The 23,039-nt window shown below is 57.0% G+C and carries 17 protein-coding genes, 1 tRNA gene and 1 pseudogene; 9 read left to right on the top strand and 10 right to left on the bottom strand.

Features of this window, described 5'->3' with window-relative positions; genetic code table 11:
• Positions 1-2 precede the first annotated feature (2 nt).
• Positions 3-662: a LutC/YkgG family protein gene (locus tag ACXM2N_RS04875; RefSeq protein ID WP_458490564.1), complete on the top strand. Its 660-nt coding sequence runs from the start codon at positions 3-5 to the stop codon at positions 660-662.
• Between the two features lie 204 nt (positions 663-866).
• Here the strand turns inward: ACXM2N_RS04875 and ACXM2N_RS04870 are convergent.
• The 7 genes from ACXM2N_RS04870 to ACXM2N_RS04840 form a co-directional block, all read right to left on the bottom strand.
• Positions 867-942: transfer RNA gene (locus tag ACXM2N_RS04870), tRNA-Arg, on the bottom strand.
• Between the two features lie 272 nt (positions 943-1,214).
• Positions 1,215-2,099: a GDSL-type esterase/lipase family protein gene (locus ACXM2N_RS04865; protein WP_458490562.1), complete on the bottom strand. Its 885-nt coding sequence runs from the start codon at positions 2,097-2,099 to the stop codon at positions 1,215-1,217.
• Positions 2,100-2,287: 188 nt separating this feature from the next.
• Positions 2,288-2,764 carry a MarR family winged helix-turn-helix transcriptional regulator gene (locus tag ACXM2N_RS04860; RefSeq protein ID WP_458490560.1) on the bottom strand — a complete coding sequence of 159 codons (477 nt, stop codon included), beginning with the start codon at positions 2,762-2,764 and terminating at the stop codon, positions 2,288-2,290.
• Positions 2,765-2,871: 107 nt separating this feature from the next.
• Positions 2,872-5,469, bottom strand: coding sequence for an AAA family ATPase (locus ACXM2N_RS04855; protein WP_458490558.1), 2,598 nt, complete (start codon positions 5,467-5,469; stop codon positions 2,872-2,874).
• Between the two features lie 22 nt (positions 5,470-5,491).
• Positions 5,492-6,781, bottom strand: coding sequence for a metallophosphoesterase family protein (locus ACXM2N_RS04850; RefSeq protein ID WP_458490556.1), 1,290 nt, complete (start codon positions 6,779-6,781; stop codon positions 5,492-5,494).
• A gap of 44 nt (positions 6,782-6,825) precedes the next feature.
• The gene (locus tag ACXM2N_RS04845) at positions 6,826-7,701 is read right to left on the bottom strand and encodes a hypothetical protein (protein WP_458490554.1); all 876 of its coding nucleotides are present in this window, start codon (positions 7,699-7,701) and stop codon (positions 6,826-6,828) included.
• A gap of 19 nt (positions 7,702-7,720) precedes the next feature.
• The gene (locus ACXM2N_RS04840) at positions 7,721-10,972 is read right to left on the bottom strand and encodes a DEAD/DEAH box helicase (protein WP_458490552.1); all 3,252 of its coding nucleotides are present in this window, start codon (positions 10,970-10,972) and stop codon (positions 7,721-7,723) included.
• A gap of 598 nt (positions 10,973-11,570) precedes the next feature.
• Between ACXM2N_RS04840 and putP the strand changes: the two genes are divergently transcribed.
• The 3 genes from putP to ACXM2N_RS04825 all read left to right on the top strand — a co-directional run bounded on the left by putP (position 11,571) and on the right by ACXM2N_RS04825 (position 14,684).
• Positions 11,571-13,145 carry a sodium/proline symporter PutP gene (putP, locus tag ACXM2N_RS04835; protein WP_458490550.1) on the top strand — a complete coding sequence of 525 codons (1,575 nt, stop codon included), beginning with the start codon at positions 11,571-11,573 and terminating at the stop codon, positions 13,143-13,145.
• A gap of 65 nt (positions 13,146-13,210) precedes the next feature.
• Positions 13,211-13,993 carry an HNH endonuclease family protein gene (locus ACXM2N_RS04830; RefSeq protein ID WP_458490548.1) on the top strand — a complete coding sequence of 261 codons (783 nt, stop codon included), beginning with the start codon at positions 13,211-13,213 and terminating at the stop codon, positions 13,991-13,993.
• Positions 13,994-14,216: 223 nt separating this feature from the next.
• Positions 14,217-14,684: a DUF2269 domain-containing protein gene (locus tag ACXM2N_RS04825; protein WP_458490546.1), complete on the top strand. Its 468-nt coding sequence runs from the start codon at positions 14,217-14,219 to the stop codon at positions 14,682-14,684.
• Positions 14,685-14,767: 83 nt separating this feature from the next.
• Here the strand turns inward: ACXM2N_RS04825 and ACXM2N_RS04820 are convergent.
• A pseudogene (locus ACXM2N_RS04820) lies at positions 14,768-15,347 on the bottom strand (nitroreductase family protein).
• Between the two features lie 353 nt (positions 15,348-15,700).
• Between ACXM2N_RS04820 and ACXM2N_RS04815 the strand changes: the two are divergent.
• The 5 genes from ACXM2N_RS04815 to ACXM2N_RS04795 all read left to right on the top strand — a co-directional run bounded on the left by ACXM2N_RS04815 (position 15,701) and on the right by ACXM2N_RS04795 (position 19,583).
• Positions 15,701-16,063: a hypothetical protein gene (locus ACXM2N_RS04815; RefSeq protein ID WP_458490544.1), complete on the top strand. Its 363-nt coding sequence runs from the start codon at positions 15,701-15,703 to the stop codon at positions 16,061-16,063.
• A 74-nt stretch (positions 16,064-16,137) separates the two neighbouring features.
• Positions 16,138-17,676: a sensor histidine kinase gene (locus tag ACXM2N_RS04810; RefSeq protein WP_458490542.1), complete on the top strand. Its 1,539-nt coding sequence runs from the start codon at positions 16,138-16,140 to the stop codon at positions 17,674-17,676.
• Between the two features lie 19 nt (positions 17,677-17,695).
• Complete coding sequence (locus ACXM2N_RS04805) at positions 17,696-18,358, top strand: response regulator transcription factor (protein WP_458490540.1); 663 nt, start codon at positions 17,696-17,698, stop codon at positions 18,356-18,358.
• Positions 18,359-18,439: 81 nt separating this feature from the next.
• Positions 18,440-18,616 carry a hypothetical protein gene (locus tag ACXM2N_RS04800; protein WP_458490538.1) on the top strand — a complete coding sequence of 59 codons (177 nt, stop codon included), beginning with the start codon at positions 18,440-18,442 and terminating at the stop codon, positions 18,614-18,616.
• 424 nt (positions 18,617-19,040) lie between these two features.
• Positions 19,041-19,583, top strand: a complete 543-nt coding sequence (locus ACXM2N_RS04795; protein ID WP_458490536.1) for a YceI family protein — start codon at positions 19,041-19,043, stop codon at positions 19,581-19,583.
• A 213-nt stretch (positions 19,584-19,796) separates the two neighbouring features.
• Here the strand turns inward: ACXM2N_RS04795 and ACXM2N_RS04790 are convergent, their stop codons facing one another.
• Both ACXM2N_RS04790 and ACXM2N_RS04785 read right to left on the bottom strand, forming a co-directional pair.
• The gene (locus ACXM2N_RS04790; protein ID WP_458490534.1) at positions 19,797-22,004 is read right to left on the bottom strand and encodes a DEAD/DEAH box helicase; all 2,208 of its coding nucleotides are present in this window, start codon (positions 22,002-22,004) and stop codon (positions 19,797-19,799) included.
• A 229-nt stretch (positions 22,005-22,233) separates the two neighbouring features.
• Positions 22,234-22,941, bottom strand: a complete 708-nt coding sequence (locus ACXM2N_RS04785) for an HNH endonuclease (protein ID WP_458490532.1) — start codon at positions 22,939-22,941, stop codon at positions 22,234-22,236.
• Positions 22,942-23,039 lie beyond the last annotated feature (98 nt).

The raw sequence follows: 23,039 nt of genomic DNA, 5'->3' as shown, positions 1-23,039 counted from the left end.
CGATGAGTGCCAAACAGGACATCCTCGACCGTATTCGAAACGCTCACGCGCTGTCTCAGATGGACAAAAACATCCTTGACAGCGGCTACCCGGTGACGCGCGAGTACCACACCACCCACGATTACTCCCGCGAGCAGCTCAAGGAGATTCTGATTGATCGCCTTGAGGACTATAAGGCGATCGTCAAAACGGCCACGAAAGACACCCAAGCGCACGCCATCGCGGAGGCGCTGGCCGAACAAGACGCGCGCAATGTTACCTATGCGCCGGGCCTGCACGCTGAGTTGTTCAGCGAAAGCGAGGCCACGTTCACCGCTGACGATAACCACCGCGACCCGCGCTTGCTTAACGACGTCGACGCCGTAGTCACCTCATCCACCGTGACCAGCGCCCAGACAGGCACCATTTGCCTGCAGGCAGGCCCCGCCTGCGGGCGGCGCGCCCTCACCTTGGTCCCGGACTGCCACGTCTGCATCGTAGACATGGACACGGTGGTGTACGGCGTGCCGGAGATGATTAAAAAGCTCAACCCTGCGCACAACGGCGGCAATCACAGCCCGATCACCATGATCTCTGGCCCTTCAGCTACCAGTGACATCGAGCTCAACCGCGTTGAAGGCGTCCATGGGCCTCGGCGCCTCATTGTGATCATCGTGGACTAACACCCCACGACCCGGATCCTCTACTGCCCCGGCGCGCACGAGTTACCACCCGTGCGCGCTGGGGCTTCGCCGTAAGCGCTCACCTATACGATGTGCCTGAGCCCCAGGGCCGTTTGACCACTAATACCCACATACCAAGAAACCGGCGGGTTCAGAGCACATTTGAACCCGCCGGTGTATTCATCAAGTATTGATTGATGACAATGGTGCCCCTGACAGGAGTCGAACCTGCGACCTTTGGTACCGGAAACCAGCGCTCTATCCACTGAGCTACAAGGGCAGAAGTATTTGCGCTGTTCAAAACTAGTTTTCGAGCTGCACAATACAACGGTGTAATTCTAGCACTGCGGGGTGCGATGAGTGCAAACCCTGCGCACGATCAGCTATTCCCGGCGAGGTGTTCCCTAGCCCTGCGTGGCGCCTGCGAACGCATCAGGGCTTTTATGCCGCCATCGTTAGGTGCGCGCGTTAGCGGTAGTGTCACCCACGTGGCTAGCCGTGGTTGCAGAAAACAACCCCCAACTAATTGTCAGGGGTTGGTAGGCCGCGGTTTTATGAGAGAACCTTGCGGTGAAGAAGGTCTGCTACTCCGTTGACCCCCGCGTGAGTCAAGTGGTTAGACAGGTTGTGAGGCTGAGAGTACTCAACAACTCCTGCAATCCACCGACGAGAATTAGGAGCACACATGTTGTGAGACAAGGAGTCAGCACTCAAGTTATAGAAACGCGTTCCGGTTTTCTGAGAAACAGTCCACATCGCATTGTTCGCCTGATCTTCTACAGTCTTGAAGAAGTGCGGTACCAGGTTTACTCCCAGTGAGTTAGGGTTGATCGTTCCCGTACGTACCGGACACAGCGCGCCGTTGGAAGCGGAAAACGCAGGGTAGCTAACGAAGGTGATGCGGGCATTGGGAGCCGCCGCTTTCACGCGATTAACGTTCTTGGTCATTGCACTGATGAAGCGTGTCCGCTTGTCAGCTCGGTTGATAGTTATGAAAAAGTCATTGAGGCCCACCATGATCATGACGTTTCGCGTTCCCCTATTGAGGGCTCCGGAACTAATAGCATGGTTTACCTGAGAATTAAGGTGTCTCTTGCCGGTTTGTTCGATTCCTGACGCGCCCGAGCACGCGTAATTAACGGTCTTATGTCCGTAAACGTATGCCAAACGCGTGGATACGGTGTGCGCTCCTTGGGTGCAACCGTGAGGTGATGGCTTCCCTGGCTTTGAGTAAGCGGTGTGCCGTAGAGAGGAAAGCTGATTAGAGCTTGTGACTCCGTTTCCTTTGACCTGCGAGTAAGCAGGGTTGGCAAAAACGGAGTCCCCTAGCAGGACTGTGGAGCCTTCCCAAGCCTGCGCTTGGGGAATTGCGGGTGTTGAGAACATGCCAGTGAGAGCAATAACTGCTGAGGCAACGATACTCATGAACTTCTTCACAAAAGTACCTTTTCAAGAGAACTAAGGAAACGGTGGGCTGGGACGCCAACACCGTGAGGCACTTAGGACGTTACTCGCGCCATTTTAGTTTTGCAAGGCAAAGCAGATAAGTGTGAAGAAACCAACAGGGTACGCAGGAGTCAACGGGTGCTCACCGGAATTACCGCGGATCGGTCATTCCGGGACAGTTACTTTTCACCCGACCGCTTCGTGCTCAATATGCCTTCGAAGAACTTGGTGATTTGCGGGATGTCATCATAGTTGAGGTGGTCAAAAACGACCTCTCGAACCGTCTCGACGTGCGCTGGTACCGCCCTGCGGAGTTTCTCCTCCCCCTCTGGGGTGATCTCCACCAATACGCCGCGGGCGTCACCTACGCAGCGGACTTTTTTGACCAATCCGCGCTTAACCATGCGCGTGATCTGGTGGGACGTGCGGGAGCGGTCCCACTCTAGTTCCTCGCACAGATCGCGCAGGCGTAGCTGATGGGTGTCTGCATCAGATAACGCCACTAACACCGCATACTCCGGGGTGGACATGCCGTCGTGCGCTTGGAGGGAATCATCCATGGCGCGATCGAGGTGGCGGTTGGCAGCGAGGATGAGCCGCCATAGGTTCATCTCATCCTCATTAAGCCAGCGCGGCTTGCTACCACTATTTGACATGGCAAGGACTTTACCGAATCGTTTTAGATTCTGACAATTCCTAGCCACACCGTTCTACGCTACGTTCGAGCAGGTAGCGGCCACGAACCGTTACCGTCGGAATCTTTTTAGCCTGTGATATCCGCCATGCGGTACTCATGTTTGCCGGCTACGTAGTTGTAACGCTCCGGCAGGCAGGTGACGACAAACACCTGCGAGTGCTTGCCAGCCTCCGCAAAGACAGAGCCCATGACCTTCAGCCGAGAGGCATCGGTGGATCCCAGCGCGTCATCGATGAATACTGGCATGGCGCCAGATTCTTGCACCAGGCCGGCAACGGCAAACCGAGCAATGATCGCCAGCTGCTCTTGCGCACCACCGGACAGCTCGCTGACCTGGATTTCAGTACCGCCGGCAATGCGGGAAGAAACCTTGAGGTCCTCATTGAGTTCGAAGGAGACATCAGAGCCGAACACGGGGCGAGAAAGCCTAGCCAGCTGGTCAGCAAATGGCTGCGAGTACTTGCGCCTGGCGGCATCACGGTGGGCAGTTAAGGTGGTGTAGAGAAGCTGCGCTGCCGTGGCGCGTCGCTCCAAGGATGCCAGTGCATACTCAGCGTGGGAAAGAGCCACCTTGGCGCGCTCGAGGTCCTCGGCGCTGCCGTCGGAGGTTTCCACGTAGGATTCGAATTTGGTGAGACTGATCGTGGCCTTATCCAAGTCCGCAGTCAGGTTATCCACGTTTGCCCGAGCACCGGCGTGAACCATCGCAGCGGTGTCAAAGTCCGCGGCAGCGAAGTGTTCCTTTGCCTGAGCCACGAGCAGGCCCGCATCGTCGACGTCCTGGGCAGCACTTTCGCGTTGGGCAATCAGCTCAGATAGGGCACCCTTGGCTTCTGCTGCCTCCAACTTGGCCGTCACGGACGCTAGGTTGTCAGAAACAAACTCCAGCTCAGTCACTGCACGAGTGAGCTTCTGCCCTGCTGGCTTTGCCATTAGCCCTGCGTTTCTCGCGCGCAGCTGCTCACGCTCGAGGCGGATGGCGTCCACTGCTGCCTGAGCTTGCTCCGCCGCAGCCTTGGCTTGCGCCGCGGTGGGCAATGTCGCTGTATCGACGCCCTCCAGCGTCCCCTCGAGTTCATCGATGGCTGCATTGAGGGACTCGGCGGTGTGCTCGCCAAGAATGCGGGCTCGGTCCTTCTTGAGCGCTTCTTGTTCGCGAACATGCTCCGCATACGCATCCCGGCGCGCCCGCACCTGTGCTAGGGATTCACATTCCAGTTCAGACAGTAGCGCTTCTAGCTTTTTCTGCGCTTCCTGCACATCGCGGCGCGGGTCGCTGGAGCCACCTGGTGTAATGCGCACGTCCACCCCGTTGATGGTGATGGTGGTTTCACCGTCAAGGTACATGGAGGTTTCCTCTGTGCCCACGGCCACCGTAGCCTGGTTAACAGTGATGTCCTGGGCGGAATTAGCACGCAGCGAAACTTCGGTAGCGGACTGCTCAAATACTTTGGTCGCGACCGTGAGCGCAGTTGTGGCTTCCTCGACAGCGGAGACCATGGCGTTGGTGACCTCTGGGACGGACTCCACCACTGTTTTTTCGTCAAGCTCGTCAAGTTGAGCTTTGGTGTTTTTCAGGTCCACCAGTTGTTCGTGAGCGGCAACGCGGTCAATACTCAGGCGTGCCTTCTTTAATTCCTCGCTTGCAGTTTCTTCCGCGGCGAAGGTCGAGTTAATGGCCTCGGTGGCAGCAGCGATGTCTTGTTCTTCTGCGGTAGCTGCAACCTGAGCTTCCTCCACCGCGCTGAGCGCGGTGGCGTGTGCTGCGTGGATTTTCTCCAGCTCCTTGCTGATGGCTTCACGATCAACAATGCGTTCGGTAATGCGTTCCAGAGCAGCCCTAGCCCCAGAGGCCTTGAGCTCGGCGTCGTCAAGCTGCTTCTTGGCGGATTCCGCCACCGTGAGGGCCTGTGCGGCCTCCTCCAGCTCAGCTCGCGCGACGGGGAGGCGCTGCGCGTAGTCATCACGGCGGGCGGTGAGTTGCTCAATCTCACTCACCCAGTTTTGGACCTCGTTGTAGGTGCGGGTGGCCTCTGCCAGCTTCTCGCGGGCACGGTCCACCGCACTCTCGGCCTCCTTGTACGCAGTATTCTTCTTCCCCGCCTTGGTGAAGTAGCGGTGATACTCCGTGGCCACCTTGTCCACAATGCCGGTGTCATCCTGCGTGGATCCGCTGCCGTCATCAGTAGCATCCAAAGCCGTAGCAAGGGTGGGGATGCCAGCAGCATCAAAGATAGGGTCTAGTTCACCTTGCTCCACAAAGAGGGTTTTCAGCAGGGCGGCGTCTAGGTGCTCCGCGATGATGCTGGCTAGTTTGTCTTCCGCCCGGGAGCCAGTGAACTGCTCAAATTTAGGTGCCGTGATCTCCAGAGTGCAGGATGACTTGCGTACCCACTGCTTGGAGAGGGTGAAGGTGTATGGGCCGATGGTGGCCGTGATGGATGCCTGTGGCCCCACGTCCTTACCACGTGGCTGAGTGGCACGGATGGACTGGCTGGTAGAGCTGTGCTTGACATGGAGCACGTTGTCTAGGGCCTCCAATACCGTGGACTTGCCTTGCTCGTTATTGCCGCTGATGACAATGACGCCGGTGTCTGGGAGCCCGTCAAGGCTCAGGGATTCAACACCGCGATAGTTGTTGAGAGTAAGTGAGTGAATTCGCATGTTGGGTAACCTCGCAGCCTTCTTAGGATTGCTTGCTCAGACGGAAAAGCAGATTGATGGCATCGCGGGCGGCCCGCTGATGTTTTTGTGCTGCAGACAGCTCCGGCGCTGCCTCATCCACGTCTGCTGCGTCATCGGCGGTGCTGGACTCGTGAGCGGCCGCGATGTCATGGGCTACGTCCTCCACGCTGCGGGCGGCTTCATGCTCCCCCGTTGTGGCATGGTCAATCAGCTCTGCGAGCGCCGAGCTGAAGAATCCCCCGAGCCCAAGGTTGTCTAGGTCATCGTCTGTAGGCTCCAGGTGCAGGTCCATGAGGCGCTCGCGCTCGTACAGAGCGCCAAATACCGGCTGCAGGCGCGCAACCTCGCGCTCGAGGTACTCCGCCGTGGCAACATCCACGGTGCCCACCAAGGCGTACTTGATCACTGTGGTGTGCTTACTCTCGTATGCCTCCAGCGATGCCACGAACTCCTGTGCGTCCGCCATGCTGTTGATCTCTACCACCGGGGCTTCAAAGACCCAGGTGCCCACCGGCACCTCGGTAACCTCCACGCTTGCGGCTTCGCCCGCGGACTTGGTAATGGAGACCACCAGCGCATTGCCCGAGTTGTTCTCCCCGCCGCCGGTGGATAGCTCCACAAAATCCGTTGTTTCCGGCGCACCACTAAACCATACGTGGCCTGCGGAATCCACCTGCTGCGTCGAGTGGGTATCCCCCAGCGCGAGGTAATCAATAACCCCGCGGGAAATGGCCTCCGTGACCACGTCAAGATTAATAAGGTCCGGTTTGACCTCATTGTGCCGAGCCTGCGCTTGGCCGTGCCCCACGCAGATTCTCACATGGTCTACCGGAGTGAGGCCGTCCAAGGCTGCGGCCACCACGTCATGAGTGGCGTACTTGGCCAGCAGCGGCGCGCCCACCAGCTCTACCTGCTCACCTGCACGGGTGCGCAAGCTCAGAGGCTGAGAATCCTTGAATACCACCACATTCTCGCCTGCGGAGTCCCCCAGCTGAAGAAGCTGCGAATCTGCCACCAGTGGGTCATGGTTGCCGGAAAGGATGTACACCGGCACCGGCAAACGCTTGAGTTCCTCCAAGGCACGGCCAAAGGTGCGGCGGCTTAGGGAATTGTGTTCAAAAACATCACCCGCCATGACAATGAAGTCACAGTTGTTTTCTGCAGCAACTTTCCCCAGCGTTCGGATGGCGTCAATGCGAGATTGCTCAAAACGAGATTGGGCATCAGCGTCAAGGAATTTCCTTGTCATGCCAATCTGGAGATCGGAGGTGTGCAGGAATGTGACAGTCATACAGCCATTGATAGCACGAGCACCCGACACACGGGGCGCAACTACTACTTCTTGTTAACCAGGAAGTCGTACATGTCTTCGATATCAGCTACCGCCCGGAGTTCATCGACACTGGTGAGGGAGCACATGCGCATGGCCTTGTGAAGCAGCATCTCATCAGAATCCTCCAGCGCCGGGGCCTTCTTTGGCTCCGGCAGGTCAGGCAGATCAGCGCCGTTCCAGAAACCCTCATGGCTGCCCTTGGCTCGTTCGGCGGAGATCTTGCGCGCCTGCATCGCGACGGAGTGTTCCAGCGAGACAAGGTTCAGGCCCCGCAAACCGAAGACCAGCCCAGGATCGGCGCCCATCATATCCGCAGCGTGGTAGGCCACAGCGACCGCATGCTTACAGCAGTGGGAGTGGTCTGGGCAGTCGCACCGGAAGCGAAGGTCGCTGGCCGTATCCGCCAAGAGGTTATCGAGCATGGCTTCACTCAGGTTGCCAGCGCGGGCAAGCGCCACACCACCGGTGGTCTCTGCCAGTTCTTTTGTTACCTCGGCCAGCTGATCTGTGCTGCGGTAGGGGAACGTGATGGACACCTGGAACGGCAAGTTCTGGGATCCCGCCACGTCAGCGGAAATAGAGCCGTGCCCGATGCGCGGGTTAAGCACGTGCTTATTGCGGTAGTAGTCCCTGCCCCGCTTCACGCGGCCTTCATCCGTGTTCTCCCGCACAAACTGACGCAGGCGCTGCGCCGCCGGGGAGAAACCGCGGTCGCGCGTTTCCACCGACGCCGGCCCAGATGCGCTTTCAGATCCTGCAGGAGAAGCGGAAGGAGAATCTGCCCCGCGCACGCGGGTTTTGTTGCCAAAGTTGGCGAAGATGACATTGTCACGAGTGTGGGTGCGAAGCTTCCGCTTGGATTCGTTGTTATCAGACATTCGCCTTCTCCTTTCTTTCCTACACGCTAGGGTTGCCGCGGTAGCTCATCAGCATGGCCAGTTCCTCCGTGGACAGCTCCGTGATCCAGCCCTCGCCCTCACCAACAACGGCGGATGCCAGCTGGGTCTTGCCGTCGAGGATGTCTTGGATGGATTCCTCCATCGTGCCCGCTGTAATCATCTTGTACACGGAGACGTCCTTGCGCTGGCCAATGCGGAAAGCACGGTCAGTGGCTTGATTCTCCACTGCGGGGTTCCACCAGCGGTCCATGTGCACAACTATGGACGCGGCGGTGAGGTTCAGACCAGTTCCACCCGCTTTGAGGGACAGCACCATCGCCGGCGGGCCGTCCTCGCGCTGGAACTCTTCCACCATCCGGTCGCGGCCTGCCTTGCTCACGCCACCGTGCAGGAACGGGATTTTGGTGCCAAAATACTCGCTCAAAAACGGCGCGAGAATGTCGCCGAACGCACGGTACTGGGTAAAGATCAGCATGCGCTGCCCGGAGTCCTGGGCCTCGCCGATGAGGCGCATGAGTTCTGCAACCTTGCCGGAACGGTGACGCCCCTTGAGAGTGACTGGGGAGTCGTCGCCAAGGAAGTGCGCCGGATGGTTGCAGATCTGTTTAATCTTGGTCAACGCGGACAGCACAAGCCCGCGCTTGGCCATACCTTGGGCATCCTCGAGCGCGGCCTGCATGCTATTGACGTAGGCGCGGTACAGCGCCGCCTGCTCTGGTGTCATGTCCACCGTGAGAATGACCTCGGTCTTATCCGGTAGGTCATCCACAATGTTGTCGTCCGTTTTCAGCCTGCGCAGGATAAACGGTGCTGTGAGCTGGCGCAGGCGCTGTGTCATCTCCTCGTCCTGCTCGCGCTCAATGGCCTTGGCAAAGTGATTGCGGAAAAACGAGGCGCTACCCAACACACCGGGGTTACAGAAGTCCAAAATGGAGCGCATCTCTGACAGCCGATTTTCCACCGGCGTGCCGGTGAGCGCCACACGGTGGCGAGCACGCGTGGAGCGCACGGCCTTAGACACTTTGGTGGCAGAATTCTTGATCTGCTGCGCCTCGTCGAGAACCACGCGATCCCACTCCAGCATGCGGATGAGTTGGTGATCGCGCGCCATGGTGCCGTAGGAGGTGATCACGACGTCACTGTTTTTCGCCGCCTGAATGAACTCTTCACCGCGCAGCCGGCCAGAGCCGTGGTGGACTAGCACGCCAAAGGACGGCACAAACTTAGCCGCCTCACGTGCCCAGTTGCCCACCACAGATGTTGGCGCCACCACGAGGGTTGGGCGTAGCTCATGAGGGTTAGCCGTCAGTGCCGCGGTGTCCGCGAGCCCGAGGGAAGCCTGCTCGTCCACATCACCGGTCTCAGCCGTGCCATCACCGCCCGCACCCGGCGCGCGGTACTGCCCTGGTCGTAGGCCGAGTTCCTCGCGCTTCTCGTGGCGCTCCACGGCTTCCAGCGTCAGCAGCTGCAAGGTTTTACCAAGACCCATGTCATCAGCCAGCACCGCACCTAAGTTGTTGTGGCTCATCCAGTGCAGCCAGTCCACACCGCGGCGCTGGTATTCGCGCAGTGTTGCGTTCACGGTGTCCGGCAGCTGGACTCTCGTGGGCGCAGGCATATCTAGGCCTTGCAGGCCGCCCAGAAGTCCTGCCTGCCAGTTGTTGCCCTCAAACTCAACGGGCTCATCCGCAAGCGCTTCCAGAGCGAGCTCGCGCAAGTCCGCGAGGGAGATCTCCCCCTCCGTGTGAAAGTCCTCATTAAATTTTTTAGCCAGGTCCTCCGCGTGGGCCACCTTCTGCTGCCATCCCGGCGTTTGTTTGACGCGGGCCAGCTCCGCCTCCATCATGGCGGCATCGAGTTCCGCGCGGCGCTTCTTCTTGGAACCGCCGGACAGCTTCCCCATGTAATCCGCGATGCGCTTGACCGATAAGGCATCCGCCATCACCCACTCACCACGCAGCTGGATCAGCCCTGACTTGGATGCCACGAGCTGTTCCATTTCTTCGTCTGTGAGTTCGACGTCACCAATGGATACCCGCCAGTTGTACTGCACGATCTGGTCAAGGCCAATTTTGGCACTGGTGGAAGACTCCGTAGGCTCTCCGACGACCACCGTGGCCTTAGTCTCTTGGGTGCTCCACGCGCGCGGCAGCATCACTGAGAACCCGCGGTCGCGCAGGCGCGCCGCGTCCTCCGCGACAAACTTCACCAGTTCCTCTGTGGACAGGTACACGTCCCATTCGCCCGCCTGCGGCGTGCGCTCCAAACCATGGCGCATGGGGCTGCCGTTGGCCGGATGGGTTTCTGGCAGCGCCCGATCAGAATCGAGCAACTTGGAGGCAAAGATCGCCTCCCTGCGCAGGGCAATCAGGCGCTCGCGGGTGACACGGTCAAAGTCAGTCAGGGTGATGGACTGCGGGGAGTCCACGCCGGAACGAACCTTCACCCGGACGGGCCACACCATGTCAGCGGGATCGGAGACGTCATAGACCTCCACATCCTTGGGAGGCTCCTCCACAATCAGAACTAATTGGATGTCGACCGCGGTAATGGTGTCTTTCCACGCGTTGAGCGCCGCCACCATCTGCGCGGATCCGCGGCGCAGGGGCTCGGACAGCATCAGCGCGCGGGAGAAGTCGTGCCAGTCGCTCGGCCGCGGGGTATCGTACAGCTCGCGCAAGTGAGCGGACGTGATCCAGTGGACCAGCTCCTCCGCGATCACCTCCGCGATGTCTGTGCCGCCATTGACCGTGAGCACACCGGGCGCGCAGGTAGTCATGTTGGCAATAAAGCCGCGCTCCCCCAATCCGGTGGCGAGCTGCCACTGCGGCCACCACTGGTGGTCCATGTACCCCATCTTGAGAGTGACGCGGCCAGCGAGAACAAAGCGCTCCAACCCTTGACAAAGGTGGACGAGCCACGAAAGATCCGGCGCGATGGTGGCCAGCTGCTCGGTGGATGCGTTGACGGAATTAATGCCGGCTATCTGGCTGAGTACCCGCACTGCCTGCTCAGGGGTATAGGCGATGGTGGGCAACGGTAGGGTCACGCTGCGACCTTTGGGCGTCATGAGGGTGGTTGCCGCGCGACGGTTAAACTGCTTGCCCGCGATGAGTGCCTCAATGATGGGAGGAAATGTCCCGTCCGGAACGGAATCCGGTGTGACAATCCGGTGTCCTTCTACTTGCTCAATCCATAAATGCAGGCCTGTTTCCTTGCGCCAGAGCCCGTGGATGAGAAATGAAGTCATTCCTCTAGTTCTACCAGCAAAAGCAGACATTGGGAACTGCCCATCGCGTGGAGGAAATGGGGCACGCACATTCCTCCATTCAGTAATGCTCCGTAAATATCACAGCGCACCACGAGGTACGGAGACCACCGCATCACCACGAGCATGGCTGAAACAGGGCACTTACATATCAACCCCGTCAGGAGCCACGCGCTGATTCGGCTCCCGGCGCCACCGCGTAAAAAGTTCACAGGGCTGGCACAGGATCTCTTATGGTTTCTCCAAACTTAGCACCCTGCCCCTCCCCCAAACTGGTGGGCTTGCTCGCCTAGCTCAGAAAAGCTGCGCTCGCACAACCAAAGAATCACTATCGCCCGCTCCCGGACGCTCCCCAGCGGAAAGAAAAGGCTGCTCACCTGCACTAAGAAGACCCTAGCTTCAAACCTTCACGGGATAGCCACTAAACCACTAGCGATGCAATAAAATTCTAGAAAGCGCATTATTCACTGGCGCTCATCTTGGGTGAACGCTGGTGAAGCCACCATACTGGCTTAAGTTACGTCCCTCATTTTCCGGGCGAAATTAGAAATATCAAGAAAAGAAAGGACGTGAACCGCAATTGTCTGAGCAAACATGGTACATCATCGCCATCATCATCTATATGGGCGCGATGCTTGCAATCGGCTATTGGAGTTACAAGAAAACGGACGAGTATGACGACTACGTACTCGCCGGCCGTGGCCTGAACCCCTTCGTGGCAGCGATGTCCGCTGGCGCATCAGATATGTCCGGTTGGCTCTTGATGGGCCTGCCAGGTGCACTGTTTGTCACCGGCATGTCAGAACTGTGGATTGCCATTGGTCTGCTGATCGGCGCGTGGGCTAACTGGAAGTGGGTTGCCCCTCGCCTGCGCTCCTACTCTGAGATCGCGGACAATTCCATTACCCTTCCATCCTTCTTCGAAAACCGTGTGGAAGACAGCACCCGCATCCTGCGCATCGCCTCATCCATCGTCATCATCGTGTTCTTCACGTTCTACGTATCCTCCGGCATGGTGTCCGGCGGCCGCTACATGGAGTCCACCTTTGGCGCTGAGTACGTATCCGGCATGCTCATCGTTGCGGCAATCACCGTTGCTTACACTTTTGTCGGCGGATTCCTAGCAGTGTCGTACACCGATGCTGTGCAGGGCACCATGATGTTCCTGGCTCTGATCATCGTCCCAGTTGCAGCACTGTTGTACCTGGATGATCCATCTTCTATTTGGTCATGGCCGCAGAACAACCCCTACGGCCCATGGGAGGCTGGTGACATCAACACCAACTACTGGTCCATGTTCTCCGGCGTATCCGCAGCCGTGATCATTGGCAACTTGGCATGGGGCTTGGGTTACTTTGGCCAGCCACACATCATCGTTCGCTTCATGGCGCTGCAGAAACCTTCCGACGCCAAGCGTGGCCGCTTCATTGGCATCACCTGGATGCTGCTGTCCATCGTGGGCGCAACCTTCGTAGCCATTGTGGGTACCGCATTCTTTGGCCAGAACGATGACATTTCCATTGTGGACCGCACCGCTTTCGAGACCATCTTCTTGGACATGGGCCGCATCCTGTTCCACCCACTGATTGCTGGTCTTATCCTGACCGCCGTTCTGGCCGCGATCATGTCCACCATTTCCTCCCAGCTTCTGGTCACCTCCTCTTCCCTCATCGAGGACGTGGTGAAGGTATTCACCAAGAAGCCACTCAAGCAGGACACGTTGCTGAACCTTTCCCGCACCGCCGTCGTTGCCGTCGCCATCATTGCTGGTGTGCTCTCCGTCAACCCATCTGACTCCATCTTGGGTCTGGTTGGTTTTGCATGGGCGGGCTTCGGTTCCGCATTCGGCCCCATGGTTCTGTTCATGCTCTACTGGAAGCGCCTCAACGCTGCCGGCGCCACCGCGGGCATGGTAACCGGCGCTGTCGTCTCCTTTGTTTGGGGCACCTACTTTGGTGACATCATCTACGAGATGGTCCCAGGCTTCATCGCCGCCACCATCGTCACCGTTGTTGTCTCCCTGATCACCAAGGAGCCTAGTGAAAACGTGCGCGATGAATTCCTCCGTTCCACCCAGCTCGCTCGTGTTGCTGAGGAAAATCCTGAGATGAGCATTTCCAAGGCTAAGAAGCTGCAGGACCAGGGCAAGCTGTAGAACTTAGCAATCATTTTTCCCACCGTTGGGAACCGCTGCGCGGTGCATATAGGTCTAACCCCTATATGCACCGCGTTTTTGATCTTTCCTCCCCCACCCATCACCTGCAGCCGAAACAGCACGGCCCACACTTCCACCCACCAGCCGATCACCCTACGCAGCACCGAACGCTACCCAAGGGAAAAGCTAAGCGCCTCTTCATCGCGCTTCTGTGCGCAGCTACCGTGCTGCTGGCTCTCGTGACGGCACCGAAACAGTGTGCGAGCCCGCTGCTTTCCGACATCCCCACCACGCCACAGCGCGCCAAGGTGCCAGGCTACGAGCGGCACCTGTTTGGCGCCGGCTGGCTCACGCCTTCCGGCGCGGAGTGCGACACCCGCGACCTAGTCATCACCGCACAGGGCGCCAATGCTGAAGATTTGTGCACGCCTGCCCACCAGCGCTCAGGCCACGCCGAGCATCACCCACCGGACGATCCCTACTCGAGCGAGAAGATATCCACCGACGTGCGTTTGGGCGTAGCAATTGAGATTGACCACATCATCCCGCTCTCCGCCGCGTGGGATCTGGGGGCGCACAGCTGGGACCACGCCACACGGGTGCGCTTTGCCAACGATCCCCTCAACTTGGTAGCCGTATCGAAAGCACAAAACCAAGCCAAATCGGACCAACTGCCATCCCAATGGCTTCCCCCTAAACGCGGCGCGCGGTGCTGGTATGTCAACCGCATGGCGGAAGTTGCGTACCTCTATCACCTGCCTCTACCGGAGGAGGACGTCAAGACTATGAAAAGGCAGTGCCTACCAAACCTCGAGCGGGTAAAGAGTGCTATTAGTTCTTGGGCGTAACACCACCCCACACGCCACTCGCCCCTAGCGGGCTCCGCTACATCGCGCAGTTGTGAGTATCCTCACTAACACTGCGCAATCGGCATCTGAATGTGCAACCGCCGCCCAACGTGGGTTAGCATGAGCAACTGTTATCTTCAGGCGCTTTAGCGGACGGTTTCACAGCGGCACGTTGTCTAGCGCTGACTACCATGCACACCCACACTTTTGAAAGGCATCCCTCGTGAGCACAGCTTTCGTCATCCTTCACGTTCTGGCAGCAATCCTGTTTTTGGGCCCTGTCACCGTAGCAGTATCTACCTTCCAGAAGCACGCGCTCGCCGCCAAGAACGGCGACCAGCGCGCAGCAGGTATTGCGCAGAACCTTCACCGCATCACCCAGACCTACGGTTACCTCTCCGCGCTGGTACCGGGCTTTGGTTTCCTCATCATGGTCTTTGACACCTCCTACTGGTCTGACATGCGCATCATCGTGGGCATCGTCCTCTCCGCAATTGCGTGGGTCATCCTCCTCCTGCTGATCATCCCACGCCAGAAGAAGATGCTGGGCGAGCTAAACCTCTTGGGTGCTGGCGAAGCTGACCCATCTGATCACGTAGAAAACTGGGAAAAGGCCAAGAAGCAACTGTCCATGTTCGGCGGCATTTTCGCTGCCCTGTGGGTACTTACCGCACTGGCGATGCTGGGCTAACACCTCACGCCACTAGAACAACAAGGCTGGGGCGCTGCATGATGCAGCGCCCCAGCCTTTTGTTTTACTTAGCCCTCACACTTTTAGAAGGAGTCATCCACACGACGGTCAGCAGCACGACCAGGATGAGCTGGAGTTTCATCTGGGTAACCCATGGCAATGACCAGGCCCACGCCACGATCAGTAGCGCCGTCCAGTCCAATGGCGGAGAGTACCTTCTTCTCATCCCAACCAGTGGTTGGTGACGTGCCCAAACCGTGAGCGGCTGCTGAAACGAGCGCGAAGGAAGCCACCAGCATGGCGTCCTTCATAGCGGTTTCACGCAGCACTGCCTCCGGCAGGCTCTCGAGCACGCCGCGGACCCAGCCGCCACGTTCGTGGCCCAAGACGTCTTCCAGATCCTCAGGCACAAAAGCGTCAGCAACTGCCACCAGCACTACCGGGGCGTCACGCAGCTGTGGCTGGTTGGAAGCCTCAAAAAGGCCGTCCTTTACTTTCCTGGTCACGCACAACCACCAAGTGCGCACGCTGCGCGTTGAAAGCTGTTGGCGCCTCCAGCGCATCATGAACAATCTGATCAATGACGGCATCAGGTACCGGCTGATCCGTGTACTTGCGTACGGCGCGGCGGCCGGCAATAACGCCGGATACTACAGCCGCAATCTGATCAGAGCTATTTTCGGTCATCTCTCCCCTTTTAGGTGTAGTTTTCAAGACTTTCATTATCCACTGATTTCTAGAACTTCAAAATCACAGTCAGGTGCGCATGATCTGCCTGCAGGCTGCACCACAAGGACAGTGAAACTTCAATTGAGTGCCGTGGGACCTCCTGCACACAACACCAGCCCCATCAGCCAACGGAATTATGCGCTGTGCGGGCACCACGGTGGAGATGAAAGAAAATTAATGCTCTCACCACCACTTTTAGTTCCGGCCTCCGTTAGACTCGCCACTGACGCAAACACCACCTAGCTACTAGCTCGCAGTAGCATTCACAATTTTGTTCCGGGAGTGCCATGGCAAACACAAAGTTTCTTCCCCTAGCGGGAATCTTGGGAATGCTTGTCCTCATTATTTTTGTGGGAAACGCGATCAAGGATCCCACGTCCGCGCCAGAAGTGGCCCCAGATGCCTCCACGTTTGTCATCGGCACCACAACAGTGACGGAAAGCTCCTCTTCATCGGCACCAACCAGCACTGCTTCCTCCAAACAGAAGCCGACCTCTGAGCCCAAGAAATCCACCACTGAACCCACACCGTTACCAGCGCCTCAAAACACCCCACCACAGCAGCAGTGGGTCGTGCCACAAACTCCCCTGACGTACCAGAATTGGGACGACGATGATTGGGATGATGATGACGACTGGGGCGATGACTAAGCTCCCCAATCTCCACCATTCACATCCAGCAAACACACGTCCCCCTAGCCATGACCAACAAAAGGTAAACCCTCATGACTTTCCGCAATAACGTCACCAGCCTGAGATGGCGCATCATAGGCTGGATTCTGCTGGTGGTTTTTACTGCCTTGACAGCGGTTATCTACATCACCGATGCCATCCGCCAAGCTGAAATTCATGAGCAGGCGAATCAGACGGTGAACCAGGAAATCCAGGAGTTCCAAAAATTCGTTCAAGAAGCGGTCAACCCGGCAACTGGCCAGAAATTTGATGACCCAGTACGCCTGTTGGAAACCTACCTGTCCACTCAAATTCCCGTAGACGGTGAGTATCTCTTCGGAGTGGCCAACAAACAGTTCTTGGCTCAGGACTTGAGCTTGGACTCTGACGTTGCAAAAGTCCACCAGCTCAACTCATCAAGTCAACTGATCAAAGACGTCATTGCCGCCCCGGAGAGTTCGGGAGTGCGGACAGATTCCACCGAGAATTCCATCCACTGGGCAAAAGTTAACATCGCTGTGGAAGGCAGCCCGTATGACAGTTACTTTGCCATCATGACGTTTACCCATGATGACATGGCTAACCTCAAGGAGGAAACGCGAATCTTCATTTGGATTGGCGCGCTCGCACTGCTGGTGGCAGCTCTGGTGGCGTGGTTCATCTCTAGGCAGATCATCCACCCAGTTCAGCAAGTGGATGACGTAGCCAGCTCCATCGCGGAGTCCAATGACCTCAGCCAGCGCGTGCCGGTGGCAGGCAATGATGAGATTGCCAGGCTCTCAGCCACGTTCAACTCCATGTTGGACCGTATTGATGAGGCGTATAAGACACAGCGCCAGTTCGTTGATGACGCAGGCCATGAGCTGCGTACGCCTATCACCGTTATTCGTGGCAACCTGGAGCTGCTCAGCAGTTCGAACCCCGAGCAGCGCGAACGATCCATTGAAATTTGTACTGCGGAACTTGACCGCATGACCCGCATGGTCAATGACATGCTCACCCTCGCAGTAGTAGATGCCGGCTCCGCTGAGTTCATCAACCCGCAGGAAACGGCCATCTCCGAGCTCACCATCGACATCGAGGATAAGGCCTTTGTCCTATCCGGCGGGCGCACTGAGGTTACGTCCATCGCTGAGGCCACGGCACATGTTGATAGCCAGCGCGTTACTGAAGCCGTGTTGGAACTTGTACGCAACGCGGTGAAGTACTCTACGCCGCACACCCCTATTGAGATTGCAAGTTCCACTACTGGAACACATGTGGTTTTTTCTGTCACCAACCAGGGTGACGGAATCCCTGAGGATAAAATGGCGGCACTATTCAAACGCTTCCACCGCGGTGATCTCAAAACCCAGAAATCCACCGGTAAACAAGGCACGAGTCACAGCTCATCCGTTCGAAGCAGCACCCACCCTGATTCCTCCAACCAAGCGAGGGAGGCCGCGGTGCGGGCCTCGAAGGGTGCGGGACTGGGGCTTTCCATCGTCGCTGCAATCGCTGAAGCCCACGGTGGTGTTGCTGACGTAGAGTCGGATATGGAAACCGGTACCACTACATTCTCCGTCTCGTTGCCCCTTGCAGAATCCGAATAGTGACTAGGAAGGCCATCTCATGAACAGAATCTTGGTTGTTGAAGACGACGCAGATATTGCAGAGTTCATCGCTCGCGGCTTAAGCGACGAGGGGTACCACGTCGATGTGGCTGTCAACGGTCCCATCGGCTTTGGCATGGCGCTCTCGGGCAAATACCAGCTCATGATCCTTGATCTGGGGTTGCCGGATATGGACGGCGCAGAAGTGCTGGAGAAAGCTCGGCAGCTGGGCAGCAGTCTCCCTATCATTGTGCTCACCGCACGAACTGGTTTGGAGGACCGCATCCGAGTCTTAGAAGGTGGCGCAAATGACTACATGCCTAAGCCGTTCCAGTTTGCCGAGTTGCTGGCACGCGTCCGCCTGCGCCTTAATGACTTCACCCCAGGATCCACCGGTGGCAATACCCTAACGCACCACGATCTCACCTTGGACCTGCACGAGCACAAGGTGAAGGTGAATAACAAGTGGATTGAGCTCGCACGCCGCGAGATGGGGCTGCTCGAAGCCTTCATGCGCAATCCTGGGGCTACGTTGACTCGCACGGAACTTCTCAAGCAGGTATGGGATATGGATTTTGATCCAGGCTCCAACGTGGTTGACGTCTACATTCGAAATTTGCGTAAGAAGATAGGAAATGACCGCGTTCAAACTGTTCGCGGCAAGGGCTACCGCTTGGCCTAGACCACACGGGAATGGTCACGTTCCCAAAACCATGTAGTCTAGGAGATCGCGAGCACCCCCTTTCCAGAAAGGCTGACACCTATGAAGAATCCGCGGATTGCACACATTATCCAGATGATCGTTGGCGCTATTAGTTTTGCTGCCGCATTCTTTGTCAACCAGGGTTTCATTTTCGCGCTTCTCTTCCTGGTAGGTCTGTGCCTGTTCCTGTTCGGCTTCTTTATGTTCGTGCGAAAAGCAGACGAATACCAGAACTAGGATCAAGCCCCGCCCACAAGGGGTTTCCCTGGATCCAGCATCCACGGAACCGACGGGCGTGGCCACACACAACACAGCTACGAGGCGCTCATGCGACAAACCGTAGCTGCCCCAACAACGTCAATCCTGAAATTCACACATACTGGCGCAGTGGCTTAACACTGCGCCTTTTTCCTTGTGCACCCCAAGTGCACCCCACCTACACCAGGTCTATCCCAATCTCGCCAGAACCCTTAACGCCAGATTAGATCCCCTATTTTCAAATTTTTTTATTCAACCCATTGACATAAGTTCAAATTTGAATTATTGTTGGGGAACAGTAACAGAAAACGTTGCTGGTTTTATTTTTTCGCGTGCTGGTAGGCACCGCCAACGGTACGCATTGTTAAAGAATTTTGTATATTACTGAAAGGCTAGATTCTACATGGCTTCCATCAATGATTACGCAGGCACCTTTGAGATCGACCCAGCTCACACCGAGCTCGGTTTTATCGCACGTCACGCAATGGTCACCAAGGTACGTGGCTCTTTCACTGACTTCACCGGTTCTGTAACCACTGAAGAGAACCTGCAGAACGCAGCCATTAAGGTTGACATCGACGTTGCATCCGTTGATACCCGCAACTCTGATCGCGATAACCACCTGCGCACTAGCGACTTCTTCGACGCTGAGGCATTCCCAAAGATGACTTTCGAGTCCACCAGCGTTGAGGCTAAGGGTGATGACGTACTCACCGTTACCGGCGACCTCACCATCAAGGACGTTACTAAGTCCATCACCATTGATTTTGACTTCACCGGTGAGGTAATTGACCCATGGGGCCAGACCCGTCTTGGTTTTGAGGGCTCTACCACCATCAACCGCAAGGACTTCGGCCTTAACTGGCAGACCGTCCTAGACAACGGTGGCATGCTCGTCTCTGAGAAGATCACCCTGAACTTCGACATCGCTGCTGTAAAGAAGTAAGCCTTACATAGCATCTCCTCCTTAAGGCGTTTTAGCGCTGGGGCTCGTACTGCAACTACGAGCCCCAGCGTTTTTTGCTTATCCACCCATGCTTAAGCCACACTCCCCCAAGCGTTTCACCACGAACCCAGCAGGCAGGCCATGACATACGAATGAGCTCCCCTCTACATAGTCAGAGGGGAGCTCATTTTTTATATGTGCGCTGGAAGCGGGTTAGCTACGCCAACCACCTCGGCGGTCGTGGTTGCGGCCACGGCCGCCGCGATCACCACGATCACCGCGATCACCACGGTAGCCTCCGCGATCGCCACGATCACCACGGTATCCTCCGCGACCACCGCGGTCACGTCGATCGCCACCGCGACGATCACCGTCGCGGTATCCGCCACGGCCGCCTCGGTTGCCACCACCGTGGGAGCCGATGTCAGCGTTGTCATCGCGCTCGATGTGGATCAGCTGGCCGGAGATGCGGGTCTTGGCCAGGTTGGAGAATACGGAATTAGGCAGATCCCTCGGCAGCTCGACCAAGGTGTGGTCAACCGCGATGGAGATGCGTCCGAAGTCCTTGTTAGACAGACCGCCCTCATTTGCCAGCGCACCCACAATGGCGCCTGGTCGGACGTGCTGGCGCTTACCAACAGCCAGACGGTACACCGCCATGTCCTTATCGGAGCGCTGGAAACGGCCACCGCGATCGGAGCGGTCTCGACCACCACGGCGATCGTCACGGTCGAAGCGATCACGATCGCGATCACGGCGGTCACCACGCTTGTCCTTTGGAGGCTCCTTCATCAGGAACTCCTGGCCGGCGCGTGCCTGAGTTGCCAACGCTGCAGCGATATCTTCCAGCGGAACGTCATGCTCCTCGGAGTACGCCTTAACCAGCTGGCGGAAGATTTCTACCTGGGAATCCTCCAGTGAGGTGGTGATGGAGTCAGCGAACTTCTCCTTGCGGGACTCGTTGACCTCATCAACGGTAGGAAGCTCCATCTCCTCCAAGCGTGCGTTGGTAGCGCGCTCGATAGAACGCAGCATGCGGCGCTCACGTGGGGTCACGAACAGGATCGCCTCGCCAGTACGACCCGCGCGGCCGGTACGGCCAATGCGGTGCACGTAGGACTCGGTGTCGTTCGGGATGTCGTAGTTGAACACGTGGGTGATGCGATCAACATCGAGACCACGAGCCGCAACGTCGGTAGCAACCAGGATGTCCAGGCGGCCATCCTTGAGCTGGTCAACGGTCCGCTCACGCTGGGCCTGAGCAATGTCACCGTTAATAGCGGCAGCGGAGAATCCGCGTGCGCGCAGCTTCTCAGCCAGCTCTTCAGTTTCGTGCTTGGTGCGCACGAACATGATCATCGCTTCGAACTCAGTGACCTCAAGGATGCGGGTCAGCGCGTCTAGCTTGTTGCGGTGCGCAACGTGCAGGTATCGCTGGGTGATGTTGGTGTTAGTACGAGTCTCGCTCTTGACCTGAATCTCGCGAGGATCGTTCATGTACTGCTTAGAGATGCGGCGGATGCCGTTAGGCATGGTCGCGGAGAACAGTGCAACCTGCTTGTCATCTGGGGTGTCCTCAAGAACGCGCTCGACGTCTTCTTGGAAGCCCATGTTCAGCATCTCATCAGCCTCATCGAGCACCATGAAGCGCAGCTCGGAGATATCCAGCGAGCCCTTCTCCAAGTGGTCAATGACACGACCCGGGGTACCAACGATGATCTGTGCACCACGGCGCAGACCGGACAGCTGAATGCCGTAGGCCTGACCGCCGTAGATTGGCAGCACGGAAATGCCACCCAAGTGATCCGCGAAGGACTGGAAGGAGTCAGCTACCTGGAGCGCAAGCTCACGCGTTGGTGCCAGCACCAGTGCCTGTGGGTGGCGGACATCCTTATCAATACGGGCAAGGATTGGCAGCGCGAATGCCGCGGTCTTACCGGTACCGGTCTGTGCCAAGCCAAGAACATCACGGCCAGCCATGAGTTCAGGAATGGTCTGCGCCTGAATAGCGGAAGGGGTTTCAAAACCCACCTTCTTTACTGCATTCAGAACGTTCTTTGGGAGACCCAAATCATCAAATGATGGGCCGGAAGCTGCCTTTTCGGACTTCGCTTCAGGGTTGTCACTTACTGAGTCACGCTCATCGGCTTCGCCCTCCACCGCCTTATCCCCTGCGGTGGTCTCTTCTTCACTCTCAACGACGACTGCGTCGTCGGTTACAGATTCACTTACATTCTCTTCACTGTCCGCGTTTACTGCGGAGCCGGTGGCCTCAGAAGTGTTCGCAACCCTGGTGTCGTCACCTGCTACATCCTCAAGGGTGAGCGGGCCGTTATCAACCTGCGAATTATCCTGAGAATCCGACAAAATATTCTCGTCCGGCTCAAACTCGCTGCCGGTAGCGTTATCGGTAATACTCATTGCTCTACAAACCTACGCTATCCAGCGACTTTTTTCTGCATTCACAGCAAAATAACTGGTAAAGGTGACAGTATTAACCATTGCACCGCCAAGTAGCCCCCGTCACGTTGCAACAGATCAGGCCCCATAAGTCCTTCACTTTCCGACGCCCACAAGACCGCAGAAAGCAAGGCACCTCCGTGCCCACGGGGTGGGCACGGAGAGCCGAATCAGTTGTTACTTGACGGCATCAAGCTATGACGCGTTTCAGATCTTCAAGTGTCCGCAAGTGAGCCTTGTGTGTGAAGCAGTGGCAATTCGCGCAAAGAAGAGCAAAGTCATCAAGCTTTCCGGCTTTTGACTCAGCGACATCGCAGAGAAGTGACTTGTGATGCAATTCCATGAATCCTGGAGCGAGGTCGCCGTGTTTTTCGGAGAAATTGGAACCACATGCCTCACAGATTAGTGGCTCATGACTTTTCCGCATTCGATCCAAGTATTTGAATCTTGTGTTCGGATCTCGCTCAAGTTTTCTGTGAATGATGAGCATCTGCGAGCCTTCTCGTGGGTTGTCATCCTCTTTAATGACATTCCGCGGAGAAATATACCTGTTGCTAATAATGAGTTTTCTTAGTGCGCGAGCCTCAGCGCGCGCTTCTCGCGGATACCTTTCAAGGTATTTGAGGACCTCCTTATCAACCTTGCTGCCGTTAGTTGATACTCCACCATATCCGGCACGAGCCGTATATAGGTCAGTCGATTTCCTCGAAACTCCGTCGGGGTTGCGGAACTTTGGATGTTTCCGGTCTGCCGGGTGAATATCGGCTTTGTTTAATAGTTCCGAAAGTTCAATGATCTCCGGATCTTTTGGCGAAATCCATTTCCAACCTTTACGTTCAGTAAGTTCTGCAACGAGTAGAATTTCATCAAATGTCCAGTTTGGCGGCCTGCTTCCCATTCCTTAAGTTTATCTAAGGAGACTATGATCTGGGTTGCTTTTCACACCATTTGGTACCCTTCAGAATAGATTTAGGAACACAGACCTGGAGATTGTTC

The sequence above is a fragment of the Corynebacterium sp. ZY180755 genome (assembly GCF_054331495.1).
This window is presented reverse-complemented; position numbering and strand designations above follow the sequence as displayed.